This is a genomic window from Phycisphaerales bacterium (genome assembly GCA_016699835.1).
Lineage (GTDB): Bacteria > Planctomycetota > Phycisphaerae > Phycisphaerales > UBA1924.
Window position 1 is genome coordinate 13,901 of record CP064987.1, and the last position, 18,981, is coordinate 32,881.

Genomic DNA, 18,981 nt, shown 5'->3' on the forward strand with positions numbered 1-18,981 from the left:
GAAATATACTCCCCCCCAGTATACGCCGCCAAGTCGTCCACGGTTCTCCGAGTTCTGGTCAAACGATCCCGGGCGGCCGTAACCCGCCCCTTAACCTGGATTGGTGCGTTGCGGGGGGCTACTCCCGATGTCGCGGTTCGGTGCCCGTATCCGGGATGCTGGGTGTCTGAGGCTGCCGTAAGTGCTCGGCCGCATTGGCACGACGAATCACCTCATCGCGTTGCCAGCGCTTGTAGCGTGCATCCTCTGTGACCAGCCCGGACGACCAACCCACGAAGAGGAAGACCACAGGAAATGCGAACTGGTCGTGGTTGAGCGACCCACCAACGGCCCACCGCAGACCTAGGTATCCCAGGTAGAGCACGGCGCACGCGGTCCCGGACAACAGGCCGCCACGCAGGCCGAACCAGAGCGCCGCACGAAAGATCAATGGCAAGTAGAGGGCCGAGAGGGCGGTGTGGAGCCAATGCCAAGTGTGCGCCGCTGAGGGAACCACGAAGTGGGCGACCGTGATGATCGCGGCCCACAGCACTGTCTGCCTCAGATGGTACCGGCGCTCTTCATCCATGATGTTGCTCACCGCGTGTATCGCCGGTGCGGCTGCTCGATTGATCAGCGTAGGGCGGAGCACCGCGAACAGCAGGAAGATGGCCTCGTTCCGCCTTTTCCAGCGTCAAGAGCATCCCGAACCCCGGGTCTTTGGACGCCGAGGCCCGCCAGGCGTCCCAGTGGCGTCGCATGTCCGCGCGCAGGTGGGCCACGATGTCGCCCAGGAGCACGATATGGCATCGTCGATCCTGATGCCCGGGTGCCAGCGTCCCGAACGCGACAAGTCGAACCCCGTGGCCGTGGTGCGTGTGGGCCCGGCCGTTGCGGAGCAGCTCATGCACGATGCCGTCGATGTCGCTGTGCCGGCAGCAGCCGAACCGCTCAAGGGCGGCTGTGAGCACATCGTGCCTGGTGGCGGCATCGTTGAGTTCCGCCCGCCCCTCCTTGACCTCGCCGATCATCATGTCCGGCACGCCCCCGGCGATTCCGAGCAACCTGTTGGCTTCGCTCTCGGCCGGGTGATGCATGGCCTTGCCCGGGCCCGATGCCTCGCCGAACCGGAATGCCAGGACGTCCAGGTCAGTCAGGCACTCTTGTACACCGCCGGGGGCAGCACGGACGACGGGGAACTCCGTCACGGTGAGGTACCCGTGAAGACGCAGGAATGCCTGCACCAAGGCGACTGCGTTGTCCATCACCCACGCTCCTTCCGTGTTGTCCGCAAGACCTTGACCATTTCGAGTACCGCCAGCGGAATGCACGACACGGCCATAAGCGGGATGCACTCCGACCATGTCATCGGCGAGGTCTTCATGATCGACGACAGGGTCTCGTTGTGGTGCGTCCAGAGCTGTAGAGCAAACGACGCCGCGACGACGGCTAGGAGCATCAGGTTGTCACGCCAGCCCATGCGCCAGATCGGCACGGTCTCGCTGCGGGCACCGAATGACCTGAGCAGCTCAGCAAAGACCAGCGCGGCGAAGGCGTGGGTGCGGGCCATCGTCTCGTCGTGGTGCTTCAGGGCGTAGAGGTAGACGCCCATCACGACGCCCGCAGTAAGGAACGCGGTCAGGATCATCGTGAACACGAACCCGCGGTCGATGAATGCGGCGTTGCGTGGTCGGGGTGAACGCTCCATGACGCCCGGTGGGGCCGGGTCGGCCGCGAGGAAGAGTGCGGGCAGTCCGTCGGTCACGAGGTTGATCCACAGGATCTGGATCGGCAGCAGCGGCGTGGGCAGTCCCGCCACGAGCGCTGCGCCCATGAAGAGTAACTCCGCGGAGTTTCCCCCCAGGAGGAACTGCATGGACTTCTTGATGTTGTCGTAGACGCCGCGGCCTTCCTCGACGGCCGCGACGATCGACGCGAAGTTGTCGTCGGTGATGACCATGTCGGAGGCTTGACGGGCGACCTCGGTACCTGATGCGCCCATCGCGATGCCCACGTCCGCGCCCTTGAGCGCCGGGGCGTCGTTTACGCCGTCGCCAGTCATCGCGACGACCGCGCCCTGATTGCGCCACGCCCGCACGATGCGGAGCTTGTCGGCGGCGGTCACGCGCGCGTAGACGCTCGTTCGTGCCACCCGCTCCGGCAGAGCGGCATCGTCGATCGCCACGAGTTCGGCTCCGGAGAGCGCCGTGTCCGTCTCTCCCGCAATCCCTAGGTCGCGTGCGATGGCCAGGGCTGTCTTGGGCTGGTCGCCCGTGATCATCACCACGCGGATGCCGGCCGCCTTGCACTTGGCGACGGCATTGCGGGCCTCGGCGCGCGGCGGGTCGAGCAAGCCCACCAGGCCGACAAAGGTCAGATCACGTTCGAGGGCGACGGGGTTGGGATCGGCGACCGTCGCAGCAACTTGATCGTGCGGCACAGTCCGGGCCGCGCACGCCAGCACCCGCAAGCCTTTGGAAGCCAGGTCCGCGTTGGCCGCGTCGATCGCGGCACGGTCCTCGTCGTTCATGCTCCGCGTGCCATCGCCCCCGACGATCTGCGTACACAACGCCAGCACGCTCTCGGGCGACCCGTTGACAAGCACGTCCGCCCCGTCATCCGCCTTCCGCACCACCGCCGCGCGTTTGCGGTCGGAGTCGAACGGCGCTTCGGCCAGCCGTGGCGAACCCGCATCCAGTGCTTCGCGTTTCAGCCCGACCTTCGCCGCCGCGATGAGCATGGCCGCTTCGGTCGGGTCGCCGCTGGCCTCCCAGTGCCCCTTCTCCTGCATTAAGGTCGCGTTGTTCACGCCCGCGAGGTTGCGAGCCAGCCGCATGGCCGCGGCCCGCGCCTCCGCAGCCAACTCGTTCCCTCCAACCGTCACTGTGCCCTCCGGCGCGTACCCCTCGCCAGACACATCGCAGGCTGTCAACACTCCACCGACGCCCCCCACAGGCACTACCAGCGACCGCGCCGTCATCTGCCCGACCGTCAGCGTCCCGGTTTTGTCGGTGCAGATCACGCTCGTCGCGCCCAGCGTCTCGACCGCTGGGAGATGGCGGATCAGGGCCCGCCGCTTAGCCATGCGGCGAACGCCCAGCGCGAGGGCCACGGTCACGATCGCCGGCAGCCCTTCGGGTACCGCGGCGACGGCCATGCTCACGGCGGTCATGGAGAGCGAGAGCAGCGGCTCACCGCGCACGAGGCCGATGCCAAAGAGCGCTGCGACAATGACGAGCGCGGCGATCACCAGCAGCCGCCCGACGCGGGCCAGCCGCGATTGCAGAGGCGTGGGCCCATCGCTCTCCGCGCCGGCGATAAGCGCCGCGATGCGGCCCATCTCAGTCTGCATGCTCGTGGCAACGACCACGGCGCGAGCCGTGCCCGTGGCAATGGCGGTGCCCGAGTAGACCATGCCGATCCGCTCGGCCAGCGGCGTGTCGGCGGGCGGCGGCGACGACACCGCGCGGGCATCCTTCTCGGCGGGCTCGCTCTCGCCTGTCAGCGACTTCTCGATCGCGGCGAGCGAGGCCGACTCGATGAGCCGCGCATCGGCGGCCACCAGGTCGCCCGCTTCGAGCACCAGCACATCGCCTGGCACAACCTCGGCGGCGGGCACGACGGCGACGGCCCCCTCGCGCACCACGCGGGCCTTGGGCGCGGTCATGCCGCGCAGGGCCGCGATGGAACGCTCAGCGCTGAACTCCTGCGAGGCCCCGATGACGGCGTTGATGATGATGATCGCGGCGATCGCGCCCGCATCGACCCACTCCCCCAGCACCGCCGACACGCCCGCGGCCACCACCAGCAGCCACACCAGCACCGCGAAGAACTGCGACCCCAGCGCCGCCCACCACGACCGCCCTTCTCGCGCGGTGAGCGTGTTGGGTCCGACGTTCTGCAACCGCGCCGCGGCTTCGGCCGCGGACAACCCAGCCCGCGCATCGGAACCCTGCGTGCGGATCGCATCGTCCGCGCTCAGCCTGTGCCATGCCGGGCCCGGTGAAGTGGTATCACCAGTCGTGATGTGCGGCGTTTTGTTCGTCTTGTTCATGTTCGATGGTCCGAGTCATTTCATCGCCCGCTTCCACTTCCACTCCTCCACCGCGGAGAACACGCACGGTACGATGAAGAGCGTGATCAGGCTGATGGCCATGCCGCCCACCGACGGGATCGCCATCGGCATCATCACATCCGCGCCGCGGCCGGTGGCCCAGAAGATGGGCATGAGGGCCAGGACCGTCGTCGCGATGGTCATCAGGCACGGGCGGATGCGCTTGAGCCCAGCGTCGATCACCGCCTCGCGGATCTCCTCCTTCGAGGTGAACGTGCGGTCCTTGAAAACGCCTTCGAGGTAGGTGCCGATCACCACGCCGTCGTCATCGACCACGCCGAAGAGCACGAGGAACCCGACCCACACGGCCACCGAGAGGTTCACACCCCAGAGCGCGAGCATGATGAAGCCGCCCGAGGCCGAGACCAGCACGCCAAAGAAGATTACGGGAGCGATCCACCAGCGCTGGAAGCCCAGGTAGAGCATCACGAACATGATGCCAAGTGTGATCGGGACCAGGACCTGCATCCGCTTGGTGGCGCGAACCTGGTTCTCGAACTGGCCGGACCATTCCCAGTAGTACCCGGGTGGCAGCGTGAGCCGTCCGTCCTTGAGCGCCTGTTGCAGCACGGCCTCGGCGTCCTGCACGACGGAAACCTCGTCGCGGTCGCGGGTGTTCATGGTGACGTAGCCTACGAGCAGGCCGCGCTCGCCCTTGATCTCCTGCGGGCCCAGCACGGTGGAGATGTCGGCGAGCTGCGCGAGCGGCACCTGCGCGCCGGTCGAGGAAGGGACGTTGATCCGTTGAATAGCCTCGATGTCTTCGCGGAAGTCGCGGGCCAGGCGGATACGGATCGGGTAGCGCTCGCGGCCCTCGACCGACTCCATGAGGTTCATGCCGCCCAGGGACATCTCGATGACGTCCTGCACATCGCGGATGTTGACGCCGTAGCGGCCGATGCGCTCGCGGTCGATGTCGATCTGGATATAGGGCTTGCCGACGATGCGGTCGGCGACGATGTCGGTCGCGCCGGGCACCTCTCGGAGGAACTGCTCGATCTGAAGGCCGATCTTTTCAATCTCGCGCAGGTCGCTACCGTAGATCTTGACGCCCATCATGGCGCGGAAACCGGTCTGGAGCATGACCAGGCGGGTCTGGATCGGCTGGAGCCAGGTGGGCAGCACGCCCGGGATGGCGGTGCGCTCCTGGAGTTCGGCGAGGATCTCCTGTTTGGTGAAGCGGCGTTCCTCGGACCAGACCCAGGAGAGCGGCGTGCGGAAGAAGCCTGGCCAGTCGGAAAAGAACCGATCGACTTTCTTGGTGCGCCACTGGCTCTCGGGCTTCAGGATGACGATCGACTCCATCATGCCGATGGGCGCGGGGTCGAGGGCCGACTCGGCGCGGCCGATCTTGCCGACCACGCTCTCGACCTCGGGTACGGTGGCAATCGCGAGGTCCTGCTTGCTGTTGACCTCGACGGCCTGCGAGAGCGAGGCCTGCGGCAGGAGCGAGGGCATGTAGAGCAGCGAGCCCTCATCTAGCGGGGGCATGAACTCGCGGCCCAGGCCCGGGAGGATGCGGGCTTCTTTGATGACGGCAAGGCCCGCGGTGGCGTCGGCGGCGCGCTCAGCGGGGTCCTGCCTTCGCCACAGCAGGCGCGTGCGCTGGCCGCCGCCAGGGTCGCGGACGGTCTGCCAGCGGAGTTGGTCGAGTTCAAGGAGCGGGCGAGTGAGGTCCGCATTCTCGTCGGCGTACATCGCCTTCCTGAGCTCGGTGGACGCCTTCTCGCTTGCGAAGATATTGACCGCCCACTCCACCGGCAGCATCGTGCGATGAATGCCCAGCCACACCGTGAGGCCGGTGAGGAGGATCACCACCGGCGCGATCATGAATGTCTTCTTGTGGTAGAGCACCCAACGGAGTGTCGGGGTGTACACGCGGGCGATCACGCGCGATACGGGGTTCTGCTCGAGCGGGACGAACTTCTCGCGGGTCATACGCACCACGCAGAGCCCAACGCCCACACCCACGGCGACGGCGATCAGCCATCCGCGGTCGTGACCGGTCGCGAGCCCCCACATGAACGCGAGGTGCGTCGCGAGCATCGCCAGGACACCTATGGCGACCGCGACCCCGAGCGTCAACCCCGCCTTCCACTTTACGGGGCGGAAGAGCAGGTAGCACAGGAACGGCACGACCGTGAGTGCCAGCACCACCGACGACCCGATGGCGAACGTCTTGGCGTACGCGAGTGGTCCGAAGAGCTTTCCTTCCTGGCCCGTGAGGAAAAAGACGGGGATGAAGGAAACGATGGTGTTGGTGACGGCGGTGATGATCGCGCCGCCGACTTCGGTTGCGCCTTCATAGACGATCCCGAAGTGACCTTTCTCCTTCTTCTCCTCCTCCGTGGCCGCGGCGAGGCGGCGGTAGATGTTCTCCGACATGATGATGCCCATGTCGGCCACATCGCCGATGGCGATCGCCAGGCCCGCCAGCGACATGATGTTGCTGTCGATGCCGAAGGCGTACATCAGGATGAACGAGCCCGCGAGCGCGAGCGGGAGCGTCGGCAGCACTGTGACCGTGGTCCGCAGGTGCATGAGGAAGAAGAAAACCACGAAGCTCGCGATGATCGCCTCCTCGAAGAGAGCCTCCTTGAGCGTGCCAATTGTCTCCTGCACGATCGTGGTGCGGTCGTAGAACGGGACCAGTCGCACCTTGGAGATTCGCCCGTCCGCCAGTGTCTTGGAGGGAAGGCCTGCCTCTAGCTGGGTGATCTTGTCCTTGACGCGGGCGACGACCTCCCGCGGGTTCTCGCCATAGCGCATGAGCACGACGCCACCCACGGCCTCGACGCCCCCCTTGTCCAATGCCCCTCGCCGGAAGTCCGGGCCGAGTTGCACGGTGGCAACGCTCTTGAGGTAGAGCGGCGTGCCACCCTCCTGGCGGATGACGACCCGTTCAAGGTCCTCGATGGACTTGACGAAGCCCAGGCCGCGGATGAAGAACTCGACGCCGCTTTTCTCGACGACCTTCGCGCCCACATCGATGTTGCTCTTGCGGACGGCGTCGTAGACGTCCATCATCGTGACGCGGTGGGCCCGCATCTTGTCCGGGTTCAGGTCGATCTGGTACTGCTTGACGAACCCGCCGATGCTGGCGACCTCGCTGACGCCCGGGACGGATTGCATTTGATACCGAACGTACCAGTCCTGGATCGAGCGCAGCTCGGCCAAGTCGAACCCCTCACCCTCGACCGTGTACCAGTACACCTGTCCCAGGGCCGTGGCATCCGGCCCGAGCACGGGCGTGACGCCAGCGGGCAGACGCTGCTGGGCCACGTTCATGCGTTCGAGCACGCGCGAGCGGGCCCAGTAGTAGTCGGCGCTGTCCTCAAAGATCACGAACACCATCGAAAAGCCGAAGCCCGACATGGAGCGGATCGACTTGACGCCCGGCGTACCGGTGAGGCTCGTCGTCAGTGGGTACGAGACTTGGTCGTCCACATCCTGCGGGCTGCGGCCCTCCCAGTCGGCGTAGACGATGACCTGCTTCTCGCCAATGTCGGGGATCGCATCGACGGGCGTTCGCGTGACTGCCCAGTAGCCCGCCGCGCAGATGCCCATGATGATCAGGAGCATCAGGAATGTGTTCTTCATGCACCAACGGATGATGGCATTTACCATGAGACGCTCCTCCGTTCAGTGCTTGTGGCCAGCCGGTGGTTGGGGAGGCTGTAGTGATGTGTCGCCCGATGGTGCCGGTGGAACCGGGGGCGTTGGAGCGCCCGGCCCGCCGGGCGCTGCGGTCCCTCCGTGCTGGTGGCCCATGGAGGCGTGCAAGCCGCCGGGATAAAAGAGGCTGGGGTGTCCGGTGACCTGGAACTGGCTGTCGATCAGGAAGTTCCCCCGCGTGACCACCCGCTCGCCCTCGGCGAGCCCGGCCAGCACCGCGAAATACTCGCCAGCGCGGGGACCCAGCGTGAGCTCCCGCGGCTCGAAGAGTCCACGCGACTTCTCGATATAGACGATCTGCCGCGTTCCGCTGTCCAGCACCGCGGAGACGGGGACGGCCAGCACCCCCGAGCCCTGGGCGGCAGCCGCGGGCACGACCGGCACCTCCTTGAGCTTCATGTTGCAGACCGGGCATCGCCCCGGCTGGTCATAGGTCTTCTCGCCCTCGCACTTCATGGGGCAGTAGAACTTGGCTGCGACCGGAACGGTCGCAGTGGGGGCTGATGTGTCGTGCGCGGCGTGCTGATCCGGAACAGCGACGACCGCGTTATCCGGGATTTTCTCCAGCGGCATTTGGCAGATCGGGCACTCGCCCGCCTCATCCGCAAGGACCTGGGGATGCATCGGGCACGAGTAGCGTCCCTCGACGCCTGTCGGCGCCGCCCTGCCCTCGCTGGTGAGTTCCGCGGCGATGAGCGCCGTCACGAACATGCCAGGCTTGAGGGTGTGGTCCTTGTTGTCCACGTAGACCGGCACGCGAACGGTGCGGGACTGCTCGTTGACGACTGGCTGGACAAACGTTACGACTCCATCGAACGTCCGCCCCGGGATCGCCTGCGCTGTGATCCGCACCTGTTGTCCGTAGCGCACCCACGGGAGGTCGTATTCGTAGATCTCCAGGTACACCCACACGCTGTCAAGGTTGGCGATGCGGTAGAGGGCGTCGCCGGCCTTGAACGAAGCCTTCTCGACAATGCTCTTCTCGATGACCGTGCCGCTGATGGGCGAGTACAGCGTCACCCGGTCGGTGGTCTGCTTCTTCTCGACCAGTTCCGTGACCTGCTGGTCGGTCAATCCCAGCAGCCGCAGCTTGGTCTTGGCCACTTCGGCGAGCGAGTTGCCGGCCCCCCCCACGCCGGCCTGCAGAGCGATGAGGAGTTCCTGTTGCGCAACGAGCAGCTCCGGGCTGTAGACCTCCGCGAGGTGGTCACCCTTGCGGATCTCAACGCCCGTAAAGCTCACAAAGAGCCGCTCGGCGAAGCCGTCGACGCGCGGCGTGATGGTCGCGAGCGACGACTCGTTGTACTCGATTCGGCCGACGGCACGAAGGTCACGAGAGAGAGGCCGGCGCTCAATGGTGACGGTCTCGACGCTGGCCATCGAAACGGCGTGCTCCGAGAGCTGGAGCATGGGTGCCTCTCCGGCCGCTGTGGTGGCCGACGCCGCTGGGATCAGCGGCATCTCGCAGATTGGGCAGTTGCCGGGCTGGTCGAGCCGCACCTGCGGGTGCATCGAGCACGTGTAGACCTGCTTGGCCGTCGATGGAGCGGCGGCCGTACCTCCGGAGACTCCGGGGACGTTCGGCCGTCCGCCCCAGCCCGAGCGGGCAGAGCCGAGAAGGTAACCAGCCCCAGCCGCGACGAGGACGATGAGCGATATGACAACGATGGCGGTGCGACGTTTCATGGGTTGGCCTCCTTGGATGGAGCGGGAGCGGTCTGCAAGATGGGAGCACCCTCGGGCGCGGTGCCTGCGATCAGCAGCGAGAGCGAAGCCAGGGACAGCTCGCGCTGCGTGCGAGCCTCGACGAGCGAGAGGTCGAAGACCAGCAACTGGCGCTCCGCGTCGATGACGTCGAGGAAGGATGAACGCCCCGCCGCGTAGCCGGACCGTGCGGCGTCGAGCGATTGACGGGCCTTGGGCAGGAGCGTCGTGGCGTATAGGTCAATGTTCCGCGTGCTCTCACGGTACACATAGAGCATCGACGCCAGATCAGCGGCCAGTCCGATCTGCTCGGCGGAGAGCCTCGCCTCGGACGACCGCTTCTCGAACTGCGCCGCGGCAATCTCAGCGGCGATCTTGTCGCGCCACATCGGGAGCGTGATACTCCCGGTGGGACGCCACATCACCGGGCTGGCTTTCACATCGGCCTCGATGCCAATCGAGAAGTCCGGCACGCGGCTGGTTCTCGCGAGGTCAATCATCGCCTCGCCGCGCCGCACCTCCGCCTCCATCTGCCGCAGCTGCGGATTGTGGGCCGCGGCGAGCGCGAGGATCTGGTCCGCTGGCGGTGGAGGTTGCGACGCTTCAAAGGTGCTTGGAACCGGCACGGTCGGGTCATCCGGGCGCAAACCCAGGGCCGAGCGGAACTCCGCGAGCAGAACACTGCGGGAATCCTCAAGATTGGCGATTTGCGTCGTGAGCTGCTCCCGGTCGATCTGGGCGCGGAGCACATCCTGGATGCCGCTGCGGCCCGCCGCGACTTGCTGCTGGGCCTGAGTCTCAAGGTCTCCCAGGAGCGTCAGTGTTTCCCGCTGCACCCGAAGCGTGTCTTCGAGGAAGTGCAGGCGGAAATACGCGGACTTGAGCGCCATCGCGGTCCTGAGCACCTCGATCTCGAACTTGAAGTACGAGGCGCGAGATTCACCCGCCGCGACATCGCCCGCGGCACGGAGCTTGCCTGGCCCGGGCAGGTCGATCATCAGGCCCGGCATGACCGTCTCAATCATGCTCGTGATGTCGGCCTCGAAGGTGATCCGGGGGTCGGGCAGCGACCTCGCTCCCGTGATCCGCTCGACTGACGCCGCCCACGCATAGTACTCGGCCTCGACCCGCGGGTTGTTGAGCATGGCGAAGCGCAGGTAGTCGGAAAGCGTCGAGTGCTCCGAGAGTCTGGGAAGAGCCGGCTTGGCCTCCCCAGGACGGTACATCGAACGCACAGTGTCAACATCGGATCGGGCCTGCCTTTCGGAGGCAGTCGGGGTACCCGTGCAGCCGCTGATTCCTGCAAGCAAGAGGATCCCGAGTGGGGCGATACGTTGGTATCTGTTCATGGGCGAACTCCAGAAGGCACTTCATCCAGACCCTTGGGTGGCGCTCCCACCCCATCGGTTGAGAGGCCTCGGTTCAGCGGATCACAACCGGGAATTGGGGGCCTTGTAAGTCCACCCCCAACCGCGTATTCCAGCTCGATTCGGGCGAGCGCCGCGGCTTGCTCCAGCTCGTTGAGCGTGCGGCGGGCATCGATCAACTCGCGTTGCGACTCGAGCAGCACGGTCACATCCGCCTGGCCTGCCTTGAGCGCGGCCTCCGCGAGCGTCAGGTTGCGCTCCGAGATCGCCAGTACCGTGGAGCGGTACTGCTCGACGAGCCGCGAGGCGCTGTCGAGATCGACCCACGCGACGCGGGCTTCCCGGATCGCACGCTGCGAGACTGCTTCGTAACGGGCCAGGGCGGCGCGGGCCAGCGACCCAGCCCGGGCGATCTGGGCGGCGTTGGTGTCAAAGATCGGGATGCCGACCTCGAAGACCGGGCCAATGGACTTCGCCCCGTCCGTCTCACGCTCGAAATCGGCCCCGAGCCCGAAGTCCCTCACGCGGCTCTTCTCCTCGACCGACAAGTCGGCACGCTGGGCTTCAACAATCGAACGGACCGCAGCCACGTCCAGGCGCTGGGATGCGGCGAGCGCGATTGCGGCGGCTTCATCGATGATCGGCTCGGTCTCGGGGATCGAGTCCGCATCGGCTGTCCATTCCGCGGCTTCGCCGGCAAAGCCGATCAACTCGAGCATCCGCCGGCGTTCTTTGGCGAGGTCGCGGACGATAATGGCACGCTCAGCTTTCGCTTTGGCTTGCTGCTGCCTTGCACGATTGACATCCAGGGGAGTGCCCTCGCCTCCGCGGACGCGTGCGTCGAGCGAGTCGATCGATCGCTCGATCGTGGCGAGATTCTCATCACTCAACACGAGCTCGCGCTGACCGAATGCAATTCGCGCGTGTGTGGCCTTGACCTCTGCCACCAGCCGAAGGGCCTTATCGGAGGTGTCGAGCACGGTCTGGTTGAGCCGTGCGTCGGCGGCCTTGATCTTTCCGTCGCGCAGCCAAAGGGCGGTGAACGACTGCACCACCTGCGCCCCGACAAACGTCCCCCCGTTCACAGGGTCGAACGGGAATCGCAGCGTCAGCCCCAGCACAGGGTTGGGCAACAGGCCCGCCTGCACAAGGTCTGCCCGTGATGCCGCGATCAGTTCAACGTCCGACCTGATGTCGCGGTTGTTCTTGAGCGCCATCGCCAGGGCCAACTCAGCCTTGAGGGGCGAGCGTCCGTCCCACGTGTTCAGCGACGCCTCCCACGGACCATCCCATCCCGGCGCAACGCCCGATCGATCTGTAACCGTGTGGGCAGCGCGGTCGATGTCCGCCTTCGGATCGAGCGAGGCGCATCCACCCGCGAGCGCGACTATCACGAGAGTCCCGGCGGAGAGTCCGCAGGAGAAGTGGCGTGTTGAAAGGGGAGCGGGTCTGGTCATGAACGAAGTCTCCGGGCGGCTGTTCGAAGAGCGGCTGGGCATGAACGCTTACTTGGCGACGCGAGGCACGCACCGGTCGCAGTCCACGCCCTCGGGGGCGCACCTGGCGCAGCGAACCTTGAGCACGCCGTCCTGCTCGTAGATTCTCATGTCCGACTTGCAGTCGTCGCACCTGTGTGTCGTGATGGTGTGTGTGCCCGAGTAGCCCGTGCGCGGGCTGTATGTGCCCCGCACTGTCCTGATCTGGTCGTAGCACTTGGTGCAGACCGAGACCTGCCCGGATTTGGTACTGGTCATCTCGTGCCTGTCGGTCGCGCAGCCTCCGGCGAAAAGGGCGGACGCGGCTGCGAGCAGAAGAAGCGGGCGGATGAGTGTCATGGGTCGATCTCCGGGAACAGGACGCGCTCTTCCCGCCGCACCGTGCGGCGAGACGACGAGCGATGAATCGGCCCGCGCCGCTCTCGCGGCGCGGGTCGTTGTAATTACTTGTGCTCGTGACTGCTGCTTCCGCCGTGCCCAGTTTCGGACTGGTTGCTTCCATCGCCAACGGGTTTCTGCTCCGCCCGGCTCGACCAGTGCAGGTGCGCGATCTTCGGCGTGCCGCCGTCATCCACGACGACGTAGGTCACGGCCGCGAGGTACTTCTTGGAAAGTTCCTTGTGGTTGGGGTCGGGCACCGTGAACGAGCCGATCTGGCGCACGATCGAGCTCGTGCCGAAGGTCTGCACGTCCTCCTTGGTCACCGTCATCACAAAGCCGGGCATCTCCTTGAGTTCCGGCATCAGGTGATGGTCGCGGTAGGTCTCCCATGTCCCCTCATCGCCCGCGTTCTCGCTCACGGTCGCGCGGCCCTTGTCCAGGAAGAGGGCGTTGAGGGCGTTCGCGTCGGCCTTGCCGCACGCGGCGAGGTAGTCGCGAGCGACCTTCAGGGCCGGGCTGCTCGCCGCGTTGATCGCCGCGACGGCTTCGGGGGCCATTTTGGTCAGCAGCGCCATCTTCGCGTCGTCGGACTTGCGGTCCCACTTGCGGTCGCAGCCGGGGCAGCAGAAGCCGATGGTGACGCCCTTGAACTGCCGCGTGGGTGCTTCCGCGTCTACCTCATTCTCCATGATCGGGCAGAGTTTGTTGATGGGCTTGGGCGCGGGCTGGACCTGCGCCTGCGCAGCGGACTGGACGGGCGGTGCGGCGGGCGGCTCGGGCTGGGCCGCCCAGGCGGCGGCGCTGATAAGACCAGCGCCGAGCACAAGCGCGGCAAGCGAACGGGCGAACACGGTGGGGACTCTCTTCATGGGAATGACTCCGGGGAATGTTGAACGCGGTTGTTGAACGGACGATGCGACCGCGAACGCTGCGGGCACACGGATTGCCGCCGCGCCGGCTCTCGCGCGGCGCGGCGACGACGATCACTTCTTCACGTACTCGCTCGGATCGAGAACCTCCTTGGGTGAGGTCTTGGCGAGCAGCACGTACTCATCGATGCACGGGGGGCAGCAGAACTCGTAGGTCTTGCCGCCGATGATCCAGGTGAACTTGGGGTTCGCCTTGGTCATCGTGATCGGGCAAATCTTGTCCCCGGCCTTGGGCTTCATGTCGTGCTTGGCCATCTTGCCCTTGTACTTGTCGCCCGCCGTCACCGAGCCATTGGCCTTGATGTCGGCCTCGGTGTAGATGCCGCCGGGCGTCAGGTAGAGCGCCCGCTCTTCGTCGGCATCTACGCCCGCGGGCATGGCGTCGTCGCCGTCATGTCCGACCTTGGCCGACGAGGCCGCGATCGCCGCGACGAACTTGCTCATCCGGTCGGTATCGCTCATCGCGTCCCACTTGGCGGCGGAGGCCGCATCGTGGAACGCGACGGCCTGGCCCTTGAAGTCGCGGGTGATCTTGGCATCCGCCGCGTCGGCGGTGATGGGGCAGACGGTGTTGGCCGGAGCCGCGCCCACTGCACTTTTCTCGATGGTGAATGTAAAGGGCACCGTCAGCACCCGCTCCTTCTCGGCAGTGCCGACATTGAACTGTCCCCACGCCTTGTAAGTGCCCGGCTCCTTGAAGTGGGCCTCAAAGTCCACCTTCGGGCCGCCGGTCTGCACGGCCGCCTTGGGCGCAGCGCCGCCGTGCCCCCCGTGGTCATCCTTCTTTGCATCCGCGCCGCCCGCGCCGTGGCCCCCGTGGGCATCATGGCCGCCTGCCCCGTGTTCGCCACCCTCGTGCGGATGCGCGTGGACGAACTGCGTCCCGTCCTGACTGATGATGACCAGGTGCCCCATCGCGCCGAGGTACGGGCGGAGCGTGGTCACGGGCTTGCCGTCCTTGGTGATGTTGAACGACATGTGGGCCTTGCCGCCCGCGTTGATCTTCCCTTCGGTGTCGAGCGCGACCGTGAAACCGTCGATGGTCTTGGGCTTGTCGGCATCGACCGTCAGCGGCACCGCCGCCTTCGGAGTGCCCGTCGCCGTCACCTTCACCGGCACCACCTGCTGCGGCGAACCTTTGGGCGTGAAGTCAAAGTACAGCGTGTACTCGCCCCCGGCGGGGAAGGTCATCGGCATCGTGAACGCGCCATCCGCGCGGCGGGTTGGGTGCTCGTGCGCGAACCACGAGAGGTCCTTGCTCACCACCAGCAGGTGCAGCACCTTCTCGTGAACGGTGTCGAGGTCCTTGACCGCAGCGCCCTTGGCGTCCTTGAGCGTGAAGACCATCGCCGCGGCCTTGCCCGCCTCGATGGCCTTGCCGCCCTCGGCATCGACCGAGACCGAGTGCGTCACCGGCGCGGCCTCCGCGCCGTGAGCGTGGTCGTGTCCGTCGGCCATCGCCGGCGCGAGGGCCGCGACCTTGGCCGCCGCCGCCTTCACCGGCGCGAACGCGGCCTTGCTCTTGGCGACGTCGCCGCTGTCGGCGATGTTGTGCAGGTTGTCCGCCGCCTCGGCGAGCTCCTTGCCGGCGGTGTTGATCTCCTTGACCTTCTCACGGGGCACGCCGCTGTCTTTGGCGAGCGCGAGCGCCCCGAGTGTCTTGGCGAAGGTGGCAACGGCGTTGGCCTTGTCCGAGACGCCCGCGACCGACCCGCCCGCAAGGGCCGAATCCATCGCCTTCACATCGGCGGCGATGCGCTGGGCGGCGTCGGCGAACGAACCGGCCTTGGCAACCTCGCCGTGGCTGTGACCGTCGTCCTTGTGGCCCGGCTGATCGCCAGCCCCACCCCCTCCGTGGCTGTGCTGGGCCAGGGCACTCGGTGCGATTGAGAGCGCAAGGCCGGACATGAGGACCAACGAAAGGACCGAGAGATGCGAACGATTCATGACTGAGCTCCTTGATCTGAGGCCGCAGGGCGGCCGGATTCGGGTGATGCAGAGGCGGACGCGTTGCCACGATCGCTCGCCCCTGCTGGTGTGGCGACGGTGGGTTTAGAATGGCTTTCGGTCGTGGTCGACACTGGTTGGATCGGTGCTTGCTCGCCGTACTTCTCGGCGTGCTCCCTCGCCAGCCGCTCGGCGGCGGTCTTGCCGAACCGGTAGAAGACGGCCGGGGTCACAAAGAAGTCCAGCAGCGTGCTGGTGATCAGGCCGCCCAGAATGACGACCGCGACCGGGTACAGGATCTCCTTGCCCGGCTCGCCCTTGCTCAGCACTAAGGGGATGAGGCCCAGCCCCGCCGTCACGGCCGTCATGAGCACCGGGGCGACGCGCTCCTGGCTGCCCTGGATGATGAGTTCCTTGCTCCAAGGGCGGCGCTCCTCGGTCATCAGGTGGATGTAGTGGCTGACCATCAGCACTCCGTTGCGGGTGGCGATGCCGGTCAAACTGATGAAGCCCACCAGCGAGGCCACGCTGAAGGGTTCGCGGGTGATGGCAAGCGCGGCGACGCTTCCCAGGAACGCGAAGGGGACGTTGAGCATGATCTGGATGGCCACCATGCCCGAGCGGTAATGCGTGAAGAGAATGACGAAGATCGCGATGAGCGAGCCCGCACCAAGTGCCAGCAGCAAGCGGGTCGATTCCTGCTGGGCCTCGTACAAGCCACCGTACTGAATCGTGTACCCCTGCGGGAGTTGGACATCCATCGCGATTGACTTCTTGATCTCTTCAACCGTCGAGCCAAGGTCGCGGCCGCGGACATTGGCGGAAACCACGATGCGGCGGCGCAAGCTCTCGCGCTGGACTTCGTTGGGGCCGAGTCTCTCGACGATTTCAGCCACGTCCTGCACGAGGACGATCGCGCCCGTCGGAGACACCAGCCGGACGAGTCCCAGCGCGGTCGGATCGGTGCGGTGGTGGTCGTCGAGTGTCAGCGTGATGTCGAAGACTTTCAGGCCATCGAGTACCTGGCCCACGACCTTGCCCTTGGTGGCTGTCTCCATTGCGTCGGTGAGCGTCGCGGGCGTGAAGCCGACGCGAGCCGCCGCCTCGCGGTTGACGCTGATGTGCAGCTGCGGGATCAGCACCTGCTGCTCAACCTGCAAGTCGGCGACGCCGGGGATGCCCTCCATCGCGGCCTTGGTCTGTTCCGCGAGCGTGCGGAGCGTGCCGAGGTCGTCGCCGAAGATCTTGATGGCGACCTGGGCGCGGACGCCCGAGAGCAAGTGCTCGATGCGGTGGCTGATGGGTTGGCCGATGCCAGTGGCGACGCCGGGGAAGGCCGCGAGCTTCTCTTCGATCATCGAGAACACCTGCTCGCGCGGCAGGAGGTCTTTGACCGCGGGCGGCCTGCGGCCCGCAGGTGTCGTGTGCTTGTCGGGTTCTTTCGCTTCTTCCTTGGTCCAGAAATCGACCTCGATCTCGCTAGCGTTGACACCCAGGGCATGCTCATCCTGCTCGGCGCGGCCGGTGCGCCGGGCCGTGCTCTTGACCTGGGGGATCGAGAGGATCATCTCCTCGGCCTTGGTGCCAAGTTTGTTTGACTCGTCCAGTGACACGCCCGGTTGGCCAAAGAACGAGACGACGGCCGTGCCCTCGTTGAAGGGCGGCAGGAACTCCGAGCCAAGGCGCGTGACGACAAACAACGCCACCGCGACCAGAGCGCCGAGCGTTCCCAGCACCGCGACCGGGCGTGGCATGGAGATCGAGTAGGACTTGAGCGCCAGCCACTTGCAGGCCCGCAGCAACGCGCCATCCTTGCCATGCTCCATGCGCTTGATGCCAGGTAGCAGGTAGTACGCCAGCACCGGCGTGACAGTCAGCGCCACGAGCAGCGACGCGAAGATGCTCACGATGTACGCAGTGGCGAGCGGCGCGAAGAGCCGACCTTCGATGCCCGGGAGGAAGAACGTCGGCAAGAACACCAGGTTGACGATGATCGTGCCGAGGATGATCGGGTTGCGGATTTCACTGGAGGCGTCGAAGACGACCTGCGCAATCGGCTTGGGGGTGGCAACGCGGCGGTTCTCACCCAGGCGGCGGTAGACGTTCTCCACGTCGACCACCGCGTCGTCCACGAGTTCGCCGATGGCGACCGCTAGCCCGCCCAACGTCATAGTGTTCACGCTCAGGTCCAGCCAGTGGAAGACCAGGAACGTCGTGATGATCGAGAGCGGCAGCGCAGTGAGCGTGACGATCGTCGTCCGCACGTTCATGAGGAAGAGGATCAGAACGATGACGACCAGGATCGCGCCGTCTCGAAGGGCTTCAAAGACGTTGCCGATCGATGACTTGATGAAGTGTTCCTGACGGAACACATCGGCGTTGATCTCGATTCCCTTGGGCAGCGTGGGCCTGATCTGTTCCAGCGTCTGATCGAGTGCCCGGGTGAGCGTGATCGTGTCCGCCCCCGGCTGCTTCTGGATCGCCATGATGACAGCGGGCGTGCCGTTGTCCGACCCGTCGCCTCGTTTGATCGTCGGCCCCGCCTCGATGACCGTCGCCACGTCTCGCACCAGCACCGCCCGCGGCGGGCTGACATGGTCGCCGGGCTTGGTGGCGACGAGGGACAGTGCAATGTCGTCGGCGGTCTGCACCCGCCCGATGTTGCGGACGACAAGTTCCTGAGAACCGCTGACCACAAAGCCGCCGCCGGTGTTCTGGTTGGCCGCGGCGAGGGCCTTCTCAACGTCCTCGATGGTCAATTCAAACAGCCGGAGCTTGTCGGGATCGACTTGGACACGGAACTGCTTGAGGTCGCCGCCCATCGCCGTCACCTGGGCGATGCCGGGAATCGAGAGGATCGCTGGGCGCAGCGTGAACTCCGCGACCGTGCGTACATCCATCGGCGTGAGCGTCTTGCTTGAGACGCTGATAAGCGCGATCTCGCCCATGATGCTGGTGGCGGGCGTCATGATCGGCACGACGCCCGGGGGCAGCTTTTCCGTGATGGTGCCCATCCGCTCGGTGACGACCTGGCGGTTGTATTTGAGATCCGTGCCCCACTGGAACTCGACGAAGACGATCGAGAGCCCAAGCGATGAAACGCTCCGCACCCGTTCGACGCCCGGCGAGCCGTTGACGGCGGTTTCGATGTTGTACGTGACCTGGGCCTCGACCTCCTCCGGTGCAAGCCCGGCGGCCTCGGTCATGATGGTCACGACCGGACGGTTGAGGTCGGGCAGGACGTCCGTGGGTGTCCGCAGCGTCACGTACATCCCATAGACGGAGACGAGCAGCGCGGCGATCAGCACCAGCACGCGGTTATTCAAGGATGATCGGATGATCCAGTTGAGCACGGGGAGGTTCCTCGATTGGCTGTCGGGCGTTGAGCG

The 18,981-nt window shown here is 66.0% G+C and carries 11 protein-coding genes; all 11 read right to left on the reverse strand.

Annotated elements, in window-relative coordinates; translation table 11 throughout:
* Nucleotides 1–118: 118 nt before the first annotated feature.
* Entirely contained in the window at nucleotides 119–580 is a 462-nt protein-coding gene (locus IPK69_00090) for a hypothetical protein (protein ID QQS09069.1), read from the reverse strand.
* A complete protein-coding gene (locus tag IPK69_00095) occupies nucleotides 561–1,244 on the reverse strand; it encodes a hypothetical protein (GenBank protein QQS09070.1) in 684 nt (227 codons plus the stop codon). The genes IPK69_00090 and IPK69_00095 overlap by 20 nt, the downstream gene beginning before the upstream one ends.
* Nucleotides 1,244–4,033: a cation-translocating P-type ATPase gene (locus tag IPK69_00100; protein QQS09071.1), complete on the reverse strand. Its 2,790-nt coding sequence runs from the start codon at nucleotides 4,031–4,033 to the stop codon at nucleotides 1,244–1,246. Before IPK69_00100 ends, IPK69_00095 begins: the two co-directional genes overlap by 1 nt.
* A gap of 15 nt (nucleotides 4,034–4,048) precedes the next feature.
* On the reverse strand, nucleotides 4,049–7,720 hold the full coding sequence (locus IPK69_00105; GenBank protein ID QQS09072.1) for an efflux RND transporter permease subunit: 3,672 nt from the start codon (nucleotides 7,718–7,720) through the stop codon (nucleotides 4,049–4,051).
* 15 nt (nucleotides 7,721–7,735) lie between these two features.
* Nucleotides 7,736–9,454, reverse strand: a complete 1,719-nt coding sequence (locus IPK69_00110; GenBank protein ID QQS09073.1) for an efflux RND transporter periplasmic adaptor subunit — start codon at nucleotides 9,452–9,454, stop codon at nucleotides 7,736–7,738.
* A complete protein-coding gene (locus IPK69_00115; GenBank protein QQS09074.1) occupies nucleotides 9,451–10,707 on the reverse strand; it encodes a TolC family protein in 1,257 nt (418 codons plus the stop codon). The genes IPK69_00110 and IPK69_00115 overlap by 4 nt, the downstream gene beginning before the upstream one ends.
* A 110-nt stretch (nucleotides 10,708–10,817) precedes the next feature.
* On the reverse strand, nucleotides 10,818–12,296 hold the full coding sequence (locus IPK69_00120; GenBank protein ID QQS09075.1) for a TolC family protein: 1,479 nt from the start codon (nucleotides 12,294–12,296) through the stop codon (nucleotides 10,818–10,820).
* Nucleotides 12,297–12,344: 48 nt separating this feature from the next.
* Nucleotides 12,345–12,674 carry a hypothetical protein gene (locus tag IPK69_00125; protein ID QQS09076.1) on the reverse strand — a complete coding sequence of 110 codons (330 nt, stop codon included), beginning with the start codon at nucleotides 12,672–12,674 and terminating at the stop codon, nucleotides 12,345–12,347.
* A gap of 104 nt (nucleotides 12,675–12,778) precedes the next feature.
* On the reverse strand, nucleotides 12,779–13,585 hold the full coding sequence (locus IPK69_00130) for a hypothetical protein (GenBank protein ID QQS09077.1): 807 nt from the start codon (nucleotides 13,583–13,585) through the stop codon (nucleotides 12,779–12,781).
* 114 nt (nucleotides 13,586–13,699) lie between these two features.
* Nucleotides 13,700–15,592 carry a hypothetical protein gene (locus tag IPK69_00135; GenBank protein ID QQS09078.1) on the reverse strand — a complete coding sequence of 631 codons (1,893 nt, stop codon included), beginning with the start codon at nucleotides 15,590–15,592 and terminating at the stop codon, nucleotides 13,700–13,702.
* Nucleotides 15,589–18,945, reverse strand: a complete 3,357-nt coding sequence (locus IPK69_00140) for an efflux RND transporter permease subunit (protein ID QQS09079.1) — start codon at nucleotides 18,943–18,945, stop codon at nucleotides 15,589–15,591. The genes IPK69_00135 and IPK69_00140 overlap by 4 nt, the downstream gene beginning before the upstream one ends.
* Nucleotides 18,946–18,981: the final 36 nt, after the last annotated feature.

Excerpts from the sequence above, each read along its gene's own strand:
- IPK69_00125 (QQS09076.1), bottom strand. The coding sequence starts at position 12,674 with ATGACACTCATCCGCCCGCTTCTTCTGCTCGCAGCCGCGTCCGCCCTT.
- IPK69_00120 (QQS09075.1), bottom strand. The coding sequence starts at position 12,296 with ATGACCAGACCCGCTCCCCTTTCAACACGCCACTTCTCCTGCGGACTC.
- IPK69_00105 (QQS09072.1), bottom strand. The coding sequence starts at position 7,720 with ATGGTAAATGCCATCATCCGTTGGTGCATGAAGAACACATTCCTGATG.
- IPK69_00095 (QQS09070.1), bottom strand. The coding sequence starts at position 1,244 with ATGGACAACGCAGTCGCCTTGGTGCAGGCATTCCTGCGTCTTCACGGG.
- IPK69_00135 (QQS09078.1), bottom strand. The coding sequence starts at position 15,592 with ATGAATCGTTCGCATCTCTCGGTCCTTTCGTTGGTCCTCATGTCCGGC.
- IPK69_00110 (QQS09073.1), bottom strand. The coding sequence starts at position 9,454 with ATGAAACGTCGCACCGCCATCGTTGTCATATCGCTCATCGTCCTCGTC.
- IPK69_00100 (QQS09071.1), bottom strand. The coding sequence starts at position 4,033 with ATGAACAAGACGAACAAAACGCCGCACATCACGACTGGTGATACCACT.
- IPK69_00130 (QQS09077.1), bottom strand. The coding sequence starts at position 13,585 with ATGAAGAGAGTCCCCACCGTGTTCGCCCGTTCGCTTGCCGCGCTTGTG.